Source organism: Mycobacterium sp. DL592, from assembly GCF_011694515.1.
GTDB lineage: Bacteria > Actinomycetota > Actinomycetes > Mycobacteriales > Mycobacteriaceae > Mycobacterium.
The window spans coordinates 2,053,314-2,069,146 of record NZ_CP050192.1; the positions used below are offsets into that span (position 1 = coordinate 2,053,314).

A 15,833-nucleotide genomic window follows, 5' to 3' on the forward strand; every position below is an offset into this window, starting at 1 on the left:
TGGCGCCGGTGCTTCGGCGGATGCGGTGCGCGTGGGTGCCCTCTGCAAAGATGAACAGCCGGCAGATGACCGGTAGCGCTGGGGTGTCCGGTCCCGGATCTTGATACGAGGAGTTAGACGACGGTGGCGAAGACGCTGGGAGCGATCCTCGTCGTCGTACTCCTGCTGGTGTGCGCCGGCGACTACGGTGTCGTCGCCGGATCGCCGCCGTCGGCCGCCCAGGACATCGAGCTGGCCACCGGCTGGAAACTGAGCTCGGCGAGCAATCTCGATACTGATGGTGCCGCGGTGTCGCAGGCGGGTTACGACGATTCCGGTTGGCATCCCATCAAGCGCATGCCGGCCACGGTGCTGCAGATCCTCGAGGACGACGGCGTCTACCCCAACCTGTACTACGGCAAGAACCTGCTCACCGAGGTTCCGCAGGACCTCTACAAACAGGACTGGTGGTATCGCACCACCTTCGACGCACCCGCCGATCAGCAGACCTACGTGCTGGACTTCCCCGGCATCAACTACCGCGCCGAGATCTGGCTCAACGGCCGCCGGGTGGCCGACAACCGTCAGATCGTCGGCATGTACAACGACCACGAACTCGACGTCACCACCGCGATCCGGCGTGGTGCGCCGAACACGCTGGCCGTTAAGGTCACCCCGGAGCGAGCCATCCAGGACGTCGACGGTGTCGAACTCGCCGACAGTTGGTACGACTGGATCAACTGGCGCTATCTGGGTTACCAGGGCCCCGACAAGAACCCGGCCAACGGCAACTCGTTCGTACCCGACCGGAATGCGGGCATCTGGAAACCCGTGCACCTCAAGACATCCGGCCCCGTGCAGATCGACGCGGCCACGGTCAACACCGAGTTGCCCCTGCCCGACACCGACCGCGCCCGGCTGACCGTGTACGCGGGCGTGCACAACTACTCCGCCGACCGGGTGCGCGGGGTGTTGCGCGCCACCATCACCCGCGACGGCAAGGCGCCCATCCACGTCGACCAACCGGTGTCGCTGCAACCCGGCGAAGACCGTGAAATCTCCTTCACCCCTGATCGATTCGCCGCACTCAACGTCGCCAACCCCGATCTGTGGTGGCCCTACACGATGGGCCCGCCCAACCTGTACGACCTGCGGCTGGAGTTCGTCCAGAACAGCGTCACCACCGACGTCACCACCTCGAAGTTCGGCATCCGCAGCATCACCCAGAGCCGCGACAGCGACGACTCCTTCGCCGACCTGGGCACCGGCGGCAACTTCTACCTCAAGGTCAACGGCAGGGACTTCCTGGTGCGCGGGGCCACCTACACCCCCGATCTGCTGTTCAAGTACGACCCAGACCGCGATGCGGCGATCCTGCGCTACGTCAAGGATCTCGGCCTGAACATGCTGCGGCTGGAGTCCAAGATCTCCTCGACCCGGTTCGTCGAGTTGGCCGACGAGATGGGCATCCCGTTGATGTACGGCTGGATGTGCTGCAACCAGTGGGAGAAATGGCAGCAGTGGGACGACGAGGACCGCCGCGTCGCCCAGGAGAGCATGCACTCCCAGATCGACTGGCTGCGCTCGCACCCGTCGGTGTTCATCTGGGCCAACGGCAGCGACGGGCGGCCGCCCGCCGGTGTGCTGGCCGACTACCACCGCATCCTCGACGACCTGCACTGGCAGAACGCGACCGTCGACACCGTGTCGTCGTTCGCCCGCGACGCCGGCGGCCGGCCACAGTGGGACGGCATCCAGATGGCCGGCCCCTACAGCTGGCGCCCGCCGTCCTACTGGTTCAGCGGCCGCTACGGCGCGGCTCGCGGATCCTCGGCCGAGCAGGGTGACAACGAGCACATCCCGCCGTACGCCAGCCTGCGCAAGTTCATCCCGCCGGACAAGATGTGGCCGATCAACGACACCTGGTTCTTTCACGCCGGGTCCGGGCCGCAGAACTCGCAACTGGTCAACGTCCGTCGCGTCATCGACCGCCGCTACGGTCCGTCGGTCAACGCCGAGATGTTCGCCGACAAAGCGCAACTGGCCCACTACGAGGCCACCCGGGCGCAGTTCGAGTCCTTCGCCGCCAACGGCTGGGACGGCCACAAGATGACGATCTACTGGATGCTCAACAGCCACTGGCCGTCGTTCTTCGGCAACATCTTCGACTACTACCTGCGCCCCGGCGGGGCCTACTACGGCGCGAAGAAGGGCTTGCAACCGCTCTCGGTGGTGTTCGACTCCTACGCCACCGGCAATCACCGCCAGGCCCGGGTGACCGTCGTCAACCAGACACCCCAGAAGCGCGACCACCTGCGGGTGCGGGTGCGCACCTACGACCTGACGGGCAAACTTCGCGACGACCGCGCCGCCGACGATGTCACCGTCGACTCCGGCGGGGCCGTCGCGGCGATGACGCTGCCGCCCGGGCCCGCCGACTCGCCGGTGTTCTTCGTCCGATGTGAACTGCTCGACTCATCCGGGGCGGTCGTCGCGCAGAACGTCTACTGGCAGTCCCAGCGGGTCGACGACGTCGGGCCGCCGGCCAACGACGCCGCCTTCGACTCCAAGCAGGTCAGCTGGGCCGACATGACCGCGCTGAACTACCTGCCCAAGGTGCCGCTGGACATCAGTGCCAGGGCCGGCGACGGGGCCCGCGAGGTCACCGTGTCGCTGCACAACCCGACGCCCAAGATCGCGTTCTTCGAACGGGCCGAACTGCTGACCGGTCCGCTGTCCGAGGAGATCCTGCCGATTCAGTACGACGACAACTACGTCACCGTCTTCCCCGGCGAGACCGTCGACATCACCGGGACCGTGCCCGACTCCGGTCCCCCGGCACAATGGGTCAGAGTGACCGGATACAACAGCGCTCCGGTCGTCGTGCAAGTGCGCTGAGGCTCGCAATGCGGCAGTGTGCCCTAGGGTCGGGGTTCCACCGCCAGTGTCGTGGAAGGGATTGAGGACATTGCTGCAGCACGCCCTGGTTGTGGCAGCTGCCCTCGCCGGCGCGGTGTTCGCCGCCATCGGCATCGTCGTGCGGCAGCGCGCCACCATGGACGTCCCGGCCGACCAGGGTGTCAGCACCGTCATGGTGACCACGCTGCTGCGCCGCCGGTTGTGGTGGGCCGGAACGGCCGCAGCGGTCACCGGCTATGGGTTCCAGGCCGTGGCGCTGGCGTACGGCTCGATCCTGCTGGTCGCTCCGCTGCTGGTGTCGGCGTTGTTGTTCGCGCTGCCGCTCAGCGCACGGCTGGCGCACCGCCGCGTCACCCGCGCCGAGTGGGGCTGGGCGGTACTGCTGACCGTGTCGCTCGGTGTGTTCGTCGCACTGGCCCGCACCAAGCCCGGTGACTACGAGCGCTCGGCGCTGACCGCGGTGATCGCCGCCGGGATCTGTCTGCTCTTCGTGGCCGGCTGCCTGCTGGTGGCGCTGCGGCTGTCGGACTGGCGCCGGGCGCTGATGCTGGCCGTCGGGGTCGGCGTGCTCTTCGGTGTGGTGGCTGTGCTCACCAAGCTGGTGATGCACCTCGTCACCGAAGGCAACCTGTCGCGGGTACTGGCGTCCCCGGTGCTCTACCTGTTGATCGTCGTCGGCGTGATCGCGACGCTGCTGCAGCAATCGGCCTTCCACGCCGGTTCGTTGCGCGCCTCAGTGCCGGCCATGCTGGTGCTCGAACCCGTGGTGGCGGTCCTGCTCGGTGAGGTGGTGCTCGGCGAGCACCTCGCCGTGAGCAAGCCGGTCGCCGTCGCGCTGCTGTTCGCGGCGGGCACCATGGCCGCGGCCACCATCGCACTGGGCCGCGACGAGGGCGCTTGGGAAGACGAGCTCGAAGCAGCGAAGGCCGGCTAGACCCAGGGGCCGACGCCGCCGATGGCGTCGATGCGGATTCGGGTCAGGTATCCGGGCGGGGCATCCTTGGGCGGGAATTCGACGTCTTTCGCGGTGACCAGCGCCGCGGCCAGTTCCGTGAGCAGTTCCGGTGCCCCGCCTTCGACGATGCGGGCGGTACCGGCGACCCACAGATACGGCGTCATGACGGCACCGGGCTCACGGGAGACGATCGTCAGCGCGACGCGGCCGTCGTGGCGCACGTTGCGAACCTTCTTGTGCTCCGACAGGTGCGCGACGACGAGTTCGTCGCCGTCCTCGCCGGACTGCAGCGCCACCCACACCAGTGAGACCTGGGGGCTTCCGTCCGGGTTCAGGGTCACCAGGGTGGCGTCGGCGCCCGACCCGATCAGCGCACGGGCGGCCTCATTGAGCAACATGTCTGGGTCCAACGCTTGCCGCCGCGAGTAATTCCCGGCGGGCGTGGTTGTATGTCTGACGTGACCGTCCTTGCGATCGACCAGGGGACGTCGGGCACCAAGGCGATCGTCGTCGACTCCGAGGCCGGGGTGGTGGGTCTGGCGGAGGTCGCCGTCCACCCGCGTTACCTCGACGGCGGCGGTGTCGAGCAGGATCCCGATGAGCTGCTGGAGTCGGTCCTGGCGGCCGGGCGGGCCGCGATCGCCGAGGCCGGCCGGCCCATCGAGGTTGTCTCCCTTGCCAATCAGGGTGAGACGGTGCTGGCCTGGGACCCCGGCACCGGACGGGCGCTGACTCCGGCGGTGGTCTGGCAGGACCGCCGGTCGGAGGGGGTGTGCGCCGAACTGGCCGGGCATGCCGACGAGATCGCGGCACGCACCGGACTGGTGCTGGACCCGTACTTCTCGGCACCCAAGATGGCGTGGCTGCGCCGCCACCGGGAGACCGCCGGGGTGGTGACGACGTCGGATTCCTGGCTGCTGCACCAGCTCACCGGCGAGTTCGTCACCGACGCCACCACCGCCAGCCGCTCACTGCTTGTCGAACTGGGCGCCCAGCACTTCGATGCGGATCTGCTGAATCTGTTCGGCCTTGCCGGGGAGGCCCTGCCCCGCATCGTCGGCAACGACGAAATAGTCGGCACCACAACATCTTTCGGTAGTGAGGTGCCGGTCGGCGGAATCGTCGTTGATCAGCAGGCCGCCCTGCTCGCACAGGCCTGCCTGCAACCCGGGATGGCCAAGTGCACCTTCGGCACCGGAGCGTTTCTGCTGGCCAATACGGGATCAGATCCGGTGCGTTCGACCTCGGGGCTGACCACCTCGGTGGCGTGGCGGGTCGGCGGTATCGACACCTTCTGCATCGACGGGCAGGTCTATACCGCCGCCTCGGCGGTCCGCTGGCTGGCCTCGCTGGGAGTGATCGCCGGAGCCGAGGAGCTCGACGCCGTCGCCGCGACCGATAACCAGGGCGTGCTCTGCGTGCCGGCGCTGGCCGGGCTCGCCGCTCCGTGGTGGCAATCAGGAGCCACCGCAACGATTTCCGGGCTCACCCTTGCCAGCGGCCGCGGACAACTCGTGCTCGCGGTGCTGCAGGGCATTGCCGCCCAGATCGCGGAGCTGGTGTCGGCCATCGGAACCGATACCGGCGCGGCGCTGACCCGGCTGCGGGTCGACGGCGGTCTTACCCAGTCGACGGTGCTCATGCAGGCGACCGCCGACATCCTGCAGGTGCCCGTGGACGTCTACCCGTCGCCGCACGCGACCGCGCTGGGAGCGGCGGCGCTGGCCCGATTGAGCCTGGACCCGACACGGGGGCTGGACACCGTCGTCGCCCCCTGGACCCCGCCGGCCGCCTTTGAACCGCGATGGCCGCAGGACCGCGCCGACGAATTCCGTTGCCGCTGGCGTGAACTCGCCGACACCACCTTCGGGGAGCCGGCATGACCCGGGTCTACGACGTCGCCGTCATCGGCGCCGGCATCGTCGGCTCGGCGATCGCCCGCGAACTGGCCGGCCACCGTCTCTCGGTCGCACTGCTCGATGCCCGCGACGACGTCGGTGACGGCACCAGCAAGGCCAACACGGCGATCCTGCACACCGGCTTCGACGCCAAACCGGGCACCCTGGAGTCGCGGCTGGTGCGGCGCGGCTATCACCTGCTCTCGCAGTATGCCGAGCCGACCGGAATCCCGATCGAACGCACCGGCGCCTTGCTGGTCGCCTGGGACGACGAACAGCTCGCCACCCTGCCCTCACTCAAGGAGCAGGCCGAGGCCAACGAGTACACCGAGTGCGAACTCGTCGACGCCGCAACGGTCTACCGTCGCGTCCCGGACCTCGGCCCCGGGGCGCTGGGTGGTCTGAGCGTGCCCGGCGAGTCGATCATCTGCACCTGGACGGTCAACCTCGCGCTGGCCACCGACGCGGTGAACCGTGGTGCGATACTGCACCGGGGCCACCGCGTCGAATCGGTCACCGCCGGATCCGAGCACACCACCCTGCACACCACCGCAGGCCCGGTCAGCACCCGATGGGTGGTCAACGCGGCCGGACTCGGCGCCGACCTGCTCGACGCCCAGTTCGGCTATGCGCGCTTCACCGTCACGCCGCGGCGCGGTGAGCTCATCGTCTACGACAAGCTCGCCCGCCGCCTCGTCGATGTGATCGTGCTGCCGGTGCCGACCTCGCGGGGCAAGGGCGTCCTGATCAGCCCGACCATCTACGGCAACGTGATGCTCGGCCCGACGTCGGAAGACCTCACCGACCGCAGCGCCACCGCGACCAGTGAGACCGGCCTGGAATCCCTGCTGGACAAGGGAAGCCGGCTGATGCCCAGCCTGCTCGAAGAGGAGATCACCGCAACCTATGCGGGATTGCGGGCGGCCATCGACGCCGGCGACTATCTCATCGAGGCGGACCCGGTCCAGCGCTACCTGCTCGTCGGCGGTATCCGCTCGACCGGGCTCACCGCGGGCATGGCCATCGCCGAGTATTCGGCGGGCCTGCTCGAGCAGGCCGGGTTGGCCCTGCAACCACGGGCCGACCTGCCGCCCGCACCCCGGATGCCGAATCTCGGCGAAGCGTTCCCGCGGCCCTATCAGGACGCGGCGGCGATCAGCGCCGACCCCGCCTACGGCAGGATCGTCTGCTTCTGCGAGCGGGTCACCGAAGGTGAGCTTCGCGATGCCCGGTGCTCGGTCATCCCGCCGGTGGACCTCGACGGCCTGCGCCGGCGCACCCGGGTGCTCAACGGCCGCTGTCAAGGATTCTTCTGCGGCGCCCAGGTCGCCCGGTGGTTCGAGGAGTCGCTGTGAGCGTCGACGTCGCCGTCATCGGCGCCGGCCCGTCCGGGCTGACCGCTGCCGCCGAGATGGCCGGTAGCGGACTGAAAGTGGTTGTCCTGGAACGAGAATCGGTGGCTGGCGGCATTCCCCGGCACAGTGACCATCTGGGTTACGGCATCCGCGATCTGCGTAAGGTCATCACCGGTCCGCAGTATGCGCGGCGACTGGTCGCGCAGGCAATCGAGGCCGGCGCTGAGATCCGGACCGAGACTACGGTCACCGACTGGGCCGGTGATCACGCGGTCCACACCACCGCACCGCGCGGGCGCGAGACGCTCGAGGCCCGGGCGGTGGTGCTGGCCACCGGCGCCCGCGAACGGCCACGGCCCGCCCGGCTGATCGCCGGTGACCGCCCCGCCGGGGTCTACACAACGGGGCATCTGCAGAATCTCGTCACCATCCAGGGCGGCTCCGTCGGACGGCGCGCCGTCGTCGTGGGCGCTGAACTGGTCAGCTATTCGGCGGTGCTCACCCTGCGTCACGCCGGCTGCCGCACCGCGCTGATGACCACGCTGCATCCCCGTCCCGAGTCCTATGGCGCGTTCACCGTGGCGGCCCGGATCGGGCTGGGGCTCAAGGTCGCCACCCGCACCCGCGTCACCCGGATCGTCGGCTCGGCCACCGTGCGGGCGGTCGAGATCGAGAACATCGACACCGGGGCCCGGCAACTCGTCGACTGCGACACCGTGATCCTGACCGGTGACTGGGTTCCCGACCACGAGCTGGCCCGGGCAGCCGGCCTGGCCCTCGACGAGGCAAGCCGCGGCCCGCTGGTCGACACTGCGCTGCGCACCAGCCGGGCGGGCGTGTTCGCCATCGGGAACCTCGTGCACCCGGTCGACACCGCCGACGGCGCCGCGCTCGACGGCAGGCATGTGGCCGCCCAGGTGCACGCCTTCCTCGACGGCCGTGCGCCGTCGAGCGTCGCCACGCGTTTGCTCGCCGAGGCACCGCTGCGCTGGATCAGCCCGGGACTGATGCGCCCCGACGACATCGCACCGGCGCGCGACCGGTTGCTGGCCTGGACCGACACGCTGGTGCGTTTTCCCACCGTCATCGCACGTCAGGGCGTTATCGAAGTAGGCAGGCGGCGCCTGGGATGGCCGGCTTCGCCGGGACGGATCGTCCGTATCCCGGCCGGCGTGGTGGCCGGGGCGAGGCCGGGCGGCGACCCGGTGATCCTGTCGCTGGCCTGAAGCTCGGCCATGATGGTGGGGTGATGACGTCAGCAGACCCCGTCACGCAGATCGCCGGCGGTCCGCAGGGGCCGTCAGTCGGGGCCTTTTTCGACCTGGACGGCACCCTGGTGGCCGGCTTCACCGCGACGGCACATGCCAGCGACCGCATCCGCCGTGGGCAGGCCCGCGCCGGCGAGGTGCTCGGCGTCCTGGAAGCCTCGCTGCGCTACAAGCTGGGCCGCATGCAGTTCGAGCGGCTCCTGGTGCGGGCGGCGGGTTATCTGCGCGGCGAGTCGCTGAGCGACCTTGACGAGATCGGCGAGCGCCTCTATGTCGAGCAGGTGGCCCACCGGGTCTATCCGCTGATGCGCGAGATCGTCGCTGCCCATAAGGCCCGCGGCCACACCGTGGCACTCAGTTCCTCGGCGCTGACCATCCACGCCGAGCCGGTGGCCCGCGCGCTGGGCATCGCCAACGTCGTGTGCAACACCTTCGAGCTCGACGAGGCCGGGCTACTCACCGGGCAGGTGAGCAAACCGATCGTGTGGGGCCGGCAGAAAGCGGCTGCCGTGCAACGGTTTTGCGAAACCAACCAGGTGGACCTGGCGGCCAGCTATTTCTACGCAGACGGCGACGAGGACGCCCACCTGATGGCGCTGGTCGGGTATCCCCGGCCGGTCAACCCGCGCCCGGGCCTGGCGGCCAAGGCCGCCGCGAACGACTGGCCGGTGCTGCGACTGTCGATTCCCGGCCGGCCTGGTGCGACGGCCAATGCGCTGGGACACCTTCCCGCGCTGGGCCGGGCCGCTATCGGGGCGGCGTTCAGCTCGCTGGCGCTGCGGACCCGCCGCAACCCCAGGGGCTGACTCAGGGCAGCGCGCGGTGCGGCACGTCGGTGATCAAACCACCGTCCACCACGTACTCCGAACCGGTCGAGAAGGACGACTCGTCGCTGGCCAGGAAGACGATGAAGGTGGCGACCTCTTCGGGCCTGCCGGGACGGCCGAGCGGGGCACCGACCATGTCGTCAGGGAAGTGCTTGGTCATCGGGGTGCGGATGAAGCCCGGGTGGACCGAGTTGACCCGGATGTTGTCGGAGGCCAGTTCCAGCGCGGCAGACTTGGTCAGGCCGCGCAGGGCCCACTTGGAGGCGACGTAGCTGTGCACCCAGGACGCGCCGCGCATCCCTTCGATCGAGGAGACGTTGATGATGGACCCGCCGCCGGCGGCCTTCATGGGCTCCAGTACGGCTTTGATGCCGAGCATCGCGCCGGTGAGGTTGACGGCCAGCACGCGGTTCCACTTGTCGACATCGATCGACTTCAGCGGTGAAACCTGCACGATGCCCGCGTTGTTCACCAGGACGTTGATCTTGCCGAAGGCGCTCAGTGCGGTTTCGACGGCGGCCTGCCACTCGTCGACTTCCGTCACGTCGAGGTGTACGTAGCGCGCGGCGTCGCCGAGCTCATCGGCCAGCTCCTGGCCCTTCTCGTCGAGGATGTCGCCGATGACGACCTTGGCGCCTTCGGCGACGAGCATCCGCGCGTCGGCCGCGCCCATCCCCTGCGCTCCACCGGTGATGATTGCCACTTTGTCCGCTACGCGTCCCATGACGCGACAGGCTACCTCAGGCGCCAGCTCCCGAAATAGAACCTGTTCCAGTTTCGCGGCCGAGTGCGCATACTGGGTCGACACCTTCACCGTCGCGAGGAGAACGAATGGCTATCCGCGTCGCCCACATCGGCACCGGAAACGTCGGGCGTCTGGCCCTGTCCGAACTGATCAGCAATCCGGGGTTCGAGTTGACCGGACTGTGTGTATCGGCCGACGAGAAAGTCGGCAAGGACGCAGGCGAACTCGCCGGGCTCGATGTGACGACCGGGATTCTGGCGACCAAGGACCTCGACGCCGTGCTGGCCGCCAAGCCCGACTGCGCGGTGTACTGCGCCATGGGCGACAACCGCATGCCGCAGGCGATGGCCGACGTGTACAAGATCGCCGCCGCGGGCATCAACGTGGTCGGCACCTCCCCCGGCGTCCTGCAGTACCCCTGGGGGGTGATGCCCGACAAATACATCGCGCCGCTGGAAGAGGCTGCGCGGCAGGGCAATTCGAGCATCTACATCAACGGAGTGGATCCGGGTTTCATCACCGACCTGATCCCGCTGGCCTTCGCCAGCACCTGCGCAAGCATCCAGCAGGTGCGCTGTATGGAGATCGCCGACTACGCAACCTACGACGGTGCGACGGTGATGTTCGACGTGATGGGTTTCGGTCAGCCGCTCGACGAGGTGCCCATGCTGTTCCAGCCGGGCGTGCTCAGCGTCGCGTGGGGTTGCGCGATTCGTCAGCTGGCCGCCGGCCTCAACATCGAATTGGACTCGATCACCGAGAGTTACGAACGCGAGCCCGCTCCCGAGGCGTTCGACATCGCGGCCGGCCACATCCCCAAGGGCGGGGTCGCTGCGGTCCGCTTCGAGATCAAGGGCATGGTCGATGACCATCCCGCGATCGTCGTCGAGCACGTCACCAGGGTGCGCGGTGACCTCCGGCCGGACTGGGCGCAGCCCGCGCAGGAGGGCGGCTCCTACCGGGTCGAGATCACCGGCGAGCCGTCCTACGTCGTGGACATCTGCCCGACGAGCACCAAGGGCGACCACAATCACGCGGCCATCGCCGCGGGCGCGGCTCGCGTCGTCAACGCGATCCCGGCCGTGGTCGCCGCGCCGCCCGGCCTGCGCACCACGCTGAACCTGCCGCTGGTGTCTGACGTCGAGTTGTTCACCGCGCCGTAGGCGGGAACGGCGCGCTCCCCGGTGGGCGGCGTTTGGCGCTTCGAGCGGTTGGGTAGACACCGCTGCGATTCGTCGAACATGCCCCGAGGAGAGAAGACGTGACGGTGAAGCGGTTGATCCTGCTGGTTGGTGCGGTGCTTTTCGTCGTCGGCGTCATAGCGCTGCTGGTGCCGGTCTCGACCTCGGACGGCAACGGCGGCAGCATCGGCTGCGGCAACGCCATTTCGGCGGATTTGTCCGCCGCCCGGGAAGCTAACAGCAAGACGGTGGCGAACGTGCCGATCCTCAACCAGGTCGTCCCGCACGCCGACTACGTGGCGCAGTGCCAGTCGGAGGTGTCGTCGCGGCGCGCCTGGTCGATCCCGGTCACCGTGATCGGTCTTTTGGTCGGCGCCGGTGCATTGCTGGTCGGCGGCCGAACCGGCGTCGGCTCGGCGACTTAGGGCCGATAACCGGGGATCAACACGGTGCCCGGGTAGTTCACGTAGTACGAGATGCAGATCGGGACGTGCCGGCAGGCGATGATCGCCCCGGCGTCGGGCGCGGCGCCGATCACCTGATTGCCGCGAGGTGGCAGGTTGCAGTTCACGACGTACGGGTTGAGCGGGACGATTCCGTTGACGCAGCCCTGCGGCCCGGCGCTGGCGACCGCCTCCGGCGGGGTGAGCGTTGCGGTGGCAGCGGGCACCAGAGGCACGCTCAGCGCGGCGGCGGCTGCGGCGGCTGTCAGGATCCGGCGGGTTCTCTGTCGAAGAACCATGATGGCCCCATTCGTTGATCCGTGCTCTACGTCGAGCACACAACTAACGGTACTCCTGCGGGCGCCGTTGTTGACTGACCCGGGGATCCACCTGGCCCGATAGGCATTCGTGCGGTCGATGCGGGGAACACCTGGACTTGGCGGGGTGGCGACGTACTAAACTAGAACACGTTCCAGTCGATAACCGCCCGCTTTAAGGAGCCGGTCATGCACACTCCCCTTTGCGATGAGCTCGGTATCGAGTTCCCGATTTTCGCCTTCACCCACTGTCGCGATGTCGTCGTGGCCGTCAGCAAGGCCGGCGGCTTCGGTGTCCTCGGTGCGGTCGGCTTCACCCCCGAAGAGCTTGAGATCGAACTCAATTGGATCGACGAGCACATCGGCGACCACCCGTACGGCGTCGACATCGTCATCCCCAACAAGTACGAGGGCATGAACGCCGACATGTCCGGCGACGAGCTCGCCGAGATGCTCAAGAAGATGGTGCCTCAGCAGCATCTCGACTTCGCCAAGAAGCTCCTGGCCGACCACGGGGTCCCGACGTCGGACGCCGACTCGAACGCCCTGCAGCTGCTCGGCTGGACCGAAGCCACCGCCACCCCGCAGGTCGAGGTCGCGCTGCAGCACCCCAAGGTGACCCTGATCGCCAATGCCCTTGGCACCCCGCCGGTCGACATGATCAAGCACATCCACGAATCCGGCCGCAAGGTCGCCGCGTTGTGCGGCTCCCCAGCGCAGGCGCGTAAGCACGCCGAGGCCGACGTCGACATCATCATCGCCCAGGGCGGCGAGGGTGGCGGGCACTGCGGCGAGGTCGGCTCGATCGTGTTGTGGCCGCAGGTGGTCAAGGAGGTGGCACCCCGCCCGGTGCTCGCCGCCGGCGGCATCGGCAGCGGTCAGCAGATCGCCGCGGCGCTGGCGCTGGGCTGCCAGGGCGCCTGGTCCGGCTCGCAGTGGCTGATGGTCGAGGAGGCCCACAACACCCCGGTGCAGCAGGCTGCCTACGTCAAGGCCACCAGCCGCGACACCGTCCGCAGCCGTTCGTTCACCGGCAAGCCCTGCCGGATGCTCAAGAATGACTGGACCGAGGCATGGCAGACCCCGGGCAATCCCGAGCCGCTCGGAATGCCGTTGCAGTACATGGTGTCCGGAATGGCGGTCGCCGCGACCAACAAGTACCCCAACGAGACCGTCGACGTCGCGTTCAACCCGGTGGGCCAGGTCGTCGGCCAGTTCACCAAGGTCGACAAGACCGCGACGGTGATCGAACGCTGGGTTCAGGAATACCTGGAATCCACCGGTCGGCTCGAGGAGCTCAACGAGGCGGCAGCCGCCGTCTGACGCCAGCCGTTCAGCCCGCCGGGTTGAACGAGCTTCCGTTGCCCCATTCGCCCGATGTCAGGTAGCCCGGCTGCCAGCCCTGTGCCCCCAGGCACAACATGGGCAGGCCGTCGGGCGACTGGGCGGCGGCCTGCGGGCCCGGGCACGGCGAGCCGACGGTCTGCACGCCGTACAGCTTGTAGGAGATGACCCACGCGCCGGCGTCAGCGGGCGAGCGATCCATCCCGATCGTCGACTGGTTGGGAATCCAGTGGCAGGCCAACGGCTCCCCGCCGGGACCCCGGCCGAAGATGAAGCGGTCGAAGTTGTAGCACGGGGCGTACAGGTAGGCCTCGTAGTTGGTGCCGGGCGGGTCACCGGGGAACGGGCCGTGGGGCTCGTCGGCTCCCGCGGACGGGGCGACACACAGTGCGGTGCCGGCGACAGCTGCTGCGGTAACGAGCTCGCGGAACATCATTCACCCTCATCGATCGTGCGCTACCGGGCCCAGTGCCCCGAGGCCCTTCGCAGGTGAGCCTAGTGGCTGGGGCGCGCTGACTTCTGGCGAAACCGCAAAGGCGCTCGGGGATACGGGAGGATGACGGTGACGTCTATTTCCGGCGCAGCCGAGGCCGGCCGTCTGCGGCGTTGATAAGCTGCGGCGATTGCGTCGGCGGGGGAATGTCTCGACGGGAGAACGGGGTGGATGGGAACGCCGCAGCCCAGCCGTACGGTGTCCGACGATGCCTGCCGACGACCGCCCGCCGGGCCTTCCGCACCATCGTCGAGACGACCGAGGAGCTGACCCGATGACAGAGGCCCAGTTCCGGGTGGGGGTGGACGCCGATGGTACGACGCCTGTCGTGGCCGCCCTCGGTGACATCGACCTGGCCAACGTCGCGCAGTTTCAGGACGAGATGAGCCGGGCCGCTGCCGGTTCGACGGTGCTGACCGTGGACCTGACCGAGGTCAACTATTGCGACAGCGCGGCAGTCCGCGCCTTGTTCGCCGTCGCCGCCGCCACCGACCTGACCATGATCGTGTCCGCCGCCGGACCCATCACGACGCTCCTGGGAATTTCCGGACTGGACCGAGTCGCCACCGTCGTCGTCAGGGAGTGATACTCAGCAATGCCTGTACCGAGCTTCCAGCCGCGCGACGACGCCCGTCCCGCAGCGCTTTTCGAGCGGATCCTGGAACGCATCCACCGCGACCTGCCCGAGGCTGTGGGCATGGCGATCACCGTTCACGACCGCCGTCTGGACGACGAGCTCGCCGTCGTCGCGGCATGGGGTGTCGGGCAGGAGATTGTGCAGGCGCAATTGGCCGGCCTCGGCGGGCCGGTGGTGGACGCGTTCACCCACCAGGTGCCGGTGCTCAGTCTGGATCTGCTGGCCGATGACCGCTGGCCGGAGCTGACTCTTCAGGCCATGCTCGATCGCGCGCCTGACCGCAGCGAGGTCTGGCGGCGGGCCGCCGGCTCGGTGGCTGTCCCCGGCGTGTGGGAGGGCGACGGAACCGTCGTCTTGTCGTGCACCTCGGACCGGCCCTCGACAGCAGCGACGGTCAACACCCTGGTCGGCTACGAGCAGCTGGTCTCGGCGGCCATGCTCACTGTCGGCGCCCAGGACGGGACGGCGGTCGCGGACATGATGGCTGTGCTGCAGTCCCGGGGCGCCATCGAACAGGCCAAAGGGGCCATCATGGGCGCGCTGGGCTGCGACGCCGAAACAGCGTGGACGACTCTGCGCCGGGCCAGCCATGAATCCAACGTCAAGCTGCGGGTGCTCGCGGTGGCCTTGATGGAACAGATCAGCGGCTCACCCGCCGAACAACCCGCGGTCGGCGCGCCGATCGTCCCCGACGCCTCGGCCCGCCAGGCCGCCCGCCTGCTGTGGGCGGTGCTGACGCACGCACCCAAGCCGGGGTCAGCCGGCCGCTGAGGCCGGCACGTCGATTGTCGTGGTCACCGAGACGATTTGGGGATCCGGCGGTGCCGAGGAGAACCCGAAGCTCACCGCGGGGAGCAGCGGCGCCAGTCCGCCGAGGTCACGGCCGCAGAAGCTGCCGGTGGCAGCCACGACGCGTCGGGAGCGTCGCACCCCGTAGTACTCGCGGCGGCCGTTGCCCGCGCTGCCCGCGGTGCGTACGCCGGGCACGATCAGGCCGGCGACCGGGTTGATCGCGGCAAGCCAACGCGGCTCGGTCGCCAGCCGGGCCGGCACCAGCCGCAGCAGCCGGTCGACCGGCGCGGCACCGCCAAGGGTGAGGGTGACCTGCAAGTCGGGCGCCCCGACCGTCAACTGGTCTTCGGTGAGGTCCGCGGTCACCTCGCCGAGCTCGATGCGGTCGAACTCGTAGGTCGAGGCGACAAAGTCGGCGACCTCGGCGCTGGGGGCCAGCAGAATCCGCTCGTCGACGGCGGTCTGGACCATCACATCGGCGAACGATCCGAAGGGCGAGACCGGCCACCGGCCGACGACCAGGCGCACTCCGGCGGCGGTGCCCAGCCCGGCGATGTGTCCGGTGAAGATGAAACGTTGCCCATTCACCCCATCGAGCGTAGCGATCACCGGGTGGTGCGGGAGCCGGGCCAACTGACATGCGAAACGCCGTCAGGCCAGCGTCGAAATCTGCGACGGAG

The 15,833-nt window shown here is 68.7% G+C and carries 16 protein-coding genes; 11 read left to right on the top strand and 5 right to left on the bottom strand.

The genetic code is table 11. From position 1 onward, the window contains the following. Nucleotides 1-123 precede the first annotated feature (123 nt). Both HBE64_RS09950 and HBE64_RS09955 read left to right on the top strand, forming a co-directional pair. Nucleotides 124-2,877, top strand: coding sequence for a sugar-binding domain-containing protein (locus tag HBE64_RS09950; protein WP_208300611.1), 2,754 nt, complete (start codon nucleotides 124-126; stop codon nucleotides 2,875-2,877). Nucleotides 2,878-2,947: 70 nt separating this feature from the next. Then, nucleotides 2,948-3,832, top strand: a complete 885-nt coding sequence (locus HBE64_RS09955; protein WP_208300612.1) for a DMT family transporter — start codon at nucleotides 2,948-2,950, stop codon at nucleotides 3,830-3,832. On the opposite strand, the gene HBE64_RS09960 is transcribed toward HBE64_RS09955, so the two are convergent. Further along, nucleotides 3,829-4,251 (bottom strand): PPOX class F420-dependent oxidoreductase, encoded by a 423-nt coding sequence (locus HBE64_RS09960; protein WP_167101026.1) that lies wholly within the window; start codon nucleotides 4,249-4,251, stop codon nucleotides 3,829-3,831. The genes HBE64_RS09955 and HBE64_RS09960 overlap by 4 nt on opposite strands. Before the next feature lie 60 nt (nucleotides 4,252-4,311). On the opposite strand from HBE64_RS09960, the gene HBE64_RS09965 reads away from it, so the two are divergent. The 4 genes from HBE64_RS09965 to HBE64_RS09980 are packed head-to-tail and all read left to right on the top strand — an operon-like array spanning nucleotide 4,312 to nucleotide 9,180. Next, nucleotides 4,312-5,736 (top strand): FGGY family carbohydrate kinase, encoded by a 1,425-nt coding sequence (locus HBE64_RS09965; protein ID WP_167101029.1) that lies wholly within the window; start codon nucleotides 4,312-4,314, stop codon nucleotides 5,734-5,736. Then, entirely contained in the window at nucleotides 5,733-7,106 is a 1,374-nt protein-coding gene (locus HBE64_RS09970) for an NAD(P)/FAD-dependent oxidoreductase (RefSeq protein ID WP_167101032.1), read from the top strand. The genes HBE64_RS09965 and HBE64_RS09970 overlap by 4 nt, the downstream gene beginning before the upstream one ends. After that, nucleotides 7,103-8,332: an NAD(P)/FAD-dependent oxidoreductase gene (locus HBE64_RS09975; protein ID WP_167101035.1), complete on the top strand. Its 1,230-nt coding sequence runs from the start codon at nucleotides 7,103-7,105 to the stop codon at nucleotides 8,330-8,332. The genes HBE64_RS09970 and HBE64_RS09975 overlap by 4 nt, the downstream gene beginning before the upstream one ends. Before the next feature lie 23 nt (nucleotides 8,333-8,355). Continuing rightward, nucleotides 8,356-9,180, top strand: a complete 825-nt coding sequence (locus HBE64_RS09980; protein ID WP_167101038.1) for an HAD family phosphatase — start codon at nucleotides 8,356-8,358, stop codon at nucleotides 9,178-9,180. Nucleotide 9,181: 1 nt separating this feature from the next. Here the strand turns inward: HBE64_RS09980 and HBE64_RS09985 are convergent, their stop codons facing one another. Continuing rightward, nucleotides 9,182-9,925: a glucose 1-dehydrogenase gene (locus HBE64_RS09985; RefSeq protein WP_167101041.1), complete on the bottom strand. Its 744-nt coding sequence runs from the start codon at nucleotides 9,923-9,925 to the stop codon at nucleotides 9,182-9,184. A gap of 107 nt (nucleotides 9,926-10,032) precedes the next feature. Between HBE64_RS09985 and HBE64_RS09990 the strand changes: the two genes are divergently transcribed. Together HBE64_RS09990 and HBE64_RS09995 are read left to right on the top strand one after the other, a co-directional pair. After that, complete coding sequence (locus HBE64_RS09990; protein WP_167101044.1) at nucleotides 10,033-11,109, top strand: diacylglycerol kinase; 1,077 nt, start codon at nucleotides 10,033-10,035, stop codon at nucleotides 11,107-11,109. Nucleotides 11,110-11,207: 98 nt separating this feature from the next. Next, entirely contained in the window at nucleotides 11,208-11,552 is a 345-nt protein-coding gene (locus tag HBE64_RS09995) for an aminopeptidase (protein ID WP_167101047.1), read from the top strand. Here the strand turns inward: HBE64_RS09995 and HBE64_RS10000 are convergent. Continuing rightward, nucleotides 11,549-11,869, bottom strand: coding sequence for a hypothetical protein (locus tag HBE64_RS10000; RefSeq protein WP_167101050.1), 321 nt, complete (start codon nucleotides 11,867-11,869; stop codon nucleotides 11,549-11,551). The two genes, HBE64_RS09995 and HBE64_RS10000, sit on opposite strands and share 4 nt — an antisense overlap. Nucleotides 11,870-12,076: 207 nt before the next feature. Here HBE64_RS10000 and HBE64_RS10005 point away from each other — a divergent pair, with 207 nt between their 5' ends. Beyond that, entirely contained in the window at nucleotides 12,077-13,210 is a 1,134-nt protein-coding gene (locus HBE64_RS10005; protein ID WP_167101053.1) for a nitronate monooxygenase, read from the top strand. A gap of 10 nt (nucleotides 13,211-13,220) precedes the next feature. Here HBE64_RS10005 and HBE64_RS10010 read toward each other — a convergent pair whose 3' ends face one another. Next, entirely contained in the window at nucleotides 13,221-13,664 is a 444-nt protein-coding gene (locus HBE64_RS10010) for a hypothetical protein (protein WP_167109017.1), read from the bottom strand. A gap of 334 nt (nucleotides 13,665-13,998) precedes the next feature. On the opposite strand from HBE64_RS10010, the gene HBE64_RS10015 reads away from it, so the two are divergent. Both HBE64_RS10015 and HBE64_RS10020 read left to right on the top strand, forming a co-directional pair. Then, a complete protein-coding gene (locus HBE64_RS10015) occupies nucleotides 13,999-14,310 on the top strand; it encodes an STAS domain-containing protein (protein ID WP_167101056.1) in 312 nt (103 codons plus the stop codon). Nucleotides 14,311-14,319: 9 nt separating this feature from the next. Further along, entirely contained in the window at nucleotides 14,320-15,132 is an 813-nt protein-coding gene (locus tag HBE64_RS10020) for an ANTAR domain-containing protein (RefSeq protein ID WP_167101059.1), read from the top strand. Here HBE64_RS10020 and HBE64_RS10025 read toward each other — a convergent pair. Then, a complete protein-coding gene (locus HBE64_RS10025; protein ID WP_167101062.1) occupies nucleotides 15,118-15,741 on the bottom strand; it encodes a hypothetical protein in 624 nt (207 codons plus the stop codon). The two genes, HBE64_RS10020 and HBE64_RS10025, sit on opposite strands and share 15 nt — an antisense overlap. Between the last annotated feature and the right edge of the window lie 92 nt (nucleotides 15,742-15,833).

Bases quoted from the DNA above. Each gene is read 5' to 3' on its own strand.
- HBE64_RS10000 (WP_167101050.1), bottom strand. From the start codon at position 11,869: ATGGTTCTTCGACAGAGAACCCGCCGGATCCTGACAGCCGCCGCAGCC.
- HBE64_RS10015 (WP_167101056.1), top strand. From the start codon at position 13,999: ATGACAGAGGCCCAGTTCCGGGTGGGGGTGGACGCCGATGGTACGACG.
- HBE64_RS09970 (WP_167101032.1), top strand. From the start codon at position 5,733: ATGACCCGGGTCTACGACGTCGCCGTCATCGGCGCCGGCATCGTCGGC.
- HBE64_RS10020 (WP_167101059.1), top strand. From the start codon at position 14,320: ATGCCTGTACCGAGCTTCCAGCCGCGCGACGACGCCCGTCCCGCAGCG.
- HBE64_RS09960 (WP_167101026.1), bottom strand. From the start codon at position 4,251: ATGTTGCTCAATGAGGCCGCCCGTGCGCTGATCGGGTCGGGCGCCGAC.
- HBE64_RS09985 (WP_167101041.1), bottom strand. From the start codon at position 9,925: ATGGGACGCGTAGCGGACAAAGTGGCAATCATCACCGGTGGAGCGCAG.
- HBE64_RS09980 (WP_167101038.1), top strand. From the start codon at position 8,356: ATGACGTCAGCAGACCCCGTCACGCAGATCGCCGGCGGTCCGCAGGGG.
- HBE64_RS10010 (WP_167109017.1), bottom strand. From the start codon at position 13,664: ATGTTCCGCGAGCTCGTTACCGCAGCAGCTGTCGCCGGCACCGCACTG.
- HBE64_RS09990 (WP_167101044.1), top strand. From the start codon at position 10,033: ATGGCTATCCGCGTCGCCCACATCGGCACCGGAAACGTCGGGCGTCTG.
- HBE64_RS10005 (WP_167101053.1), top strand. From the start codon at position 12,077: ATGCACACTCCCCTTTGCGATGAGCTCGGTATCGAGTTCCCGATTTTC.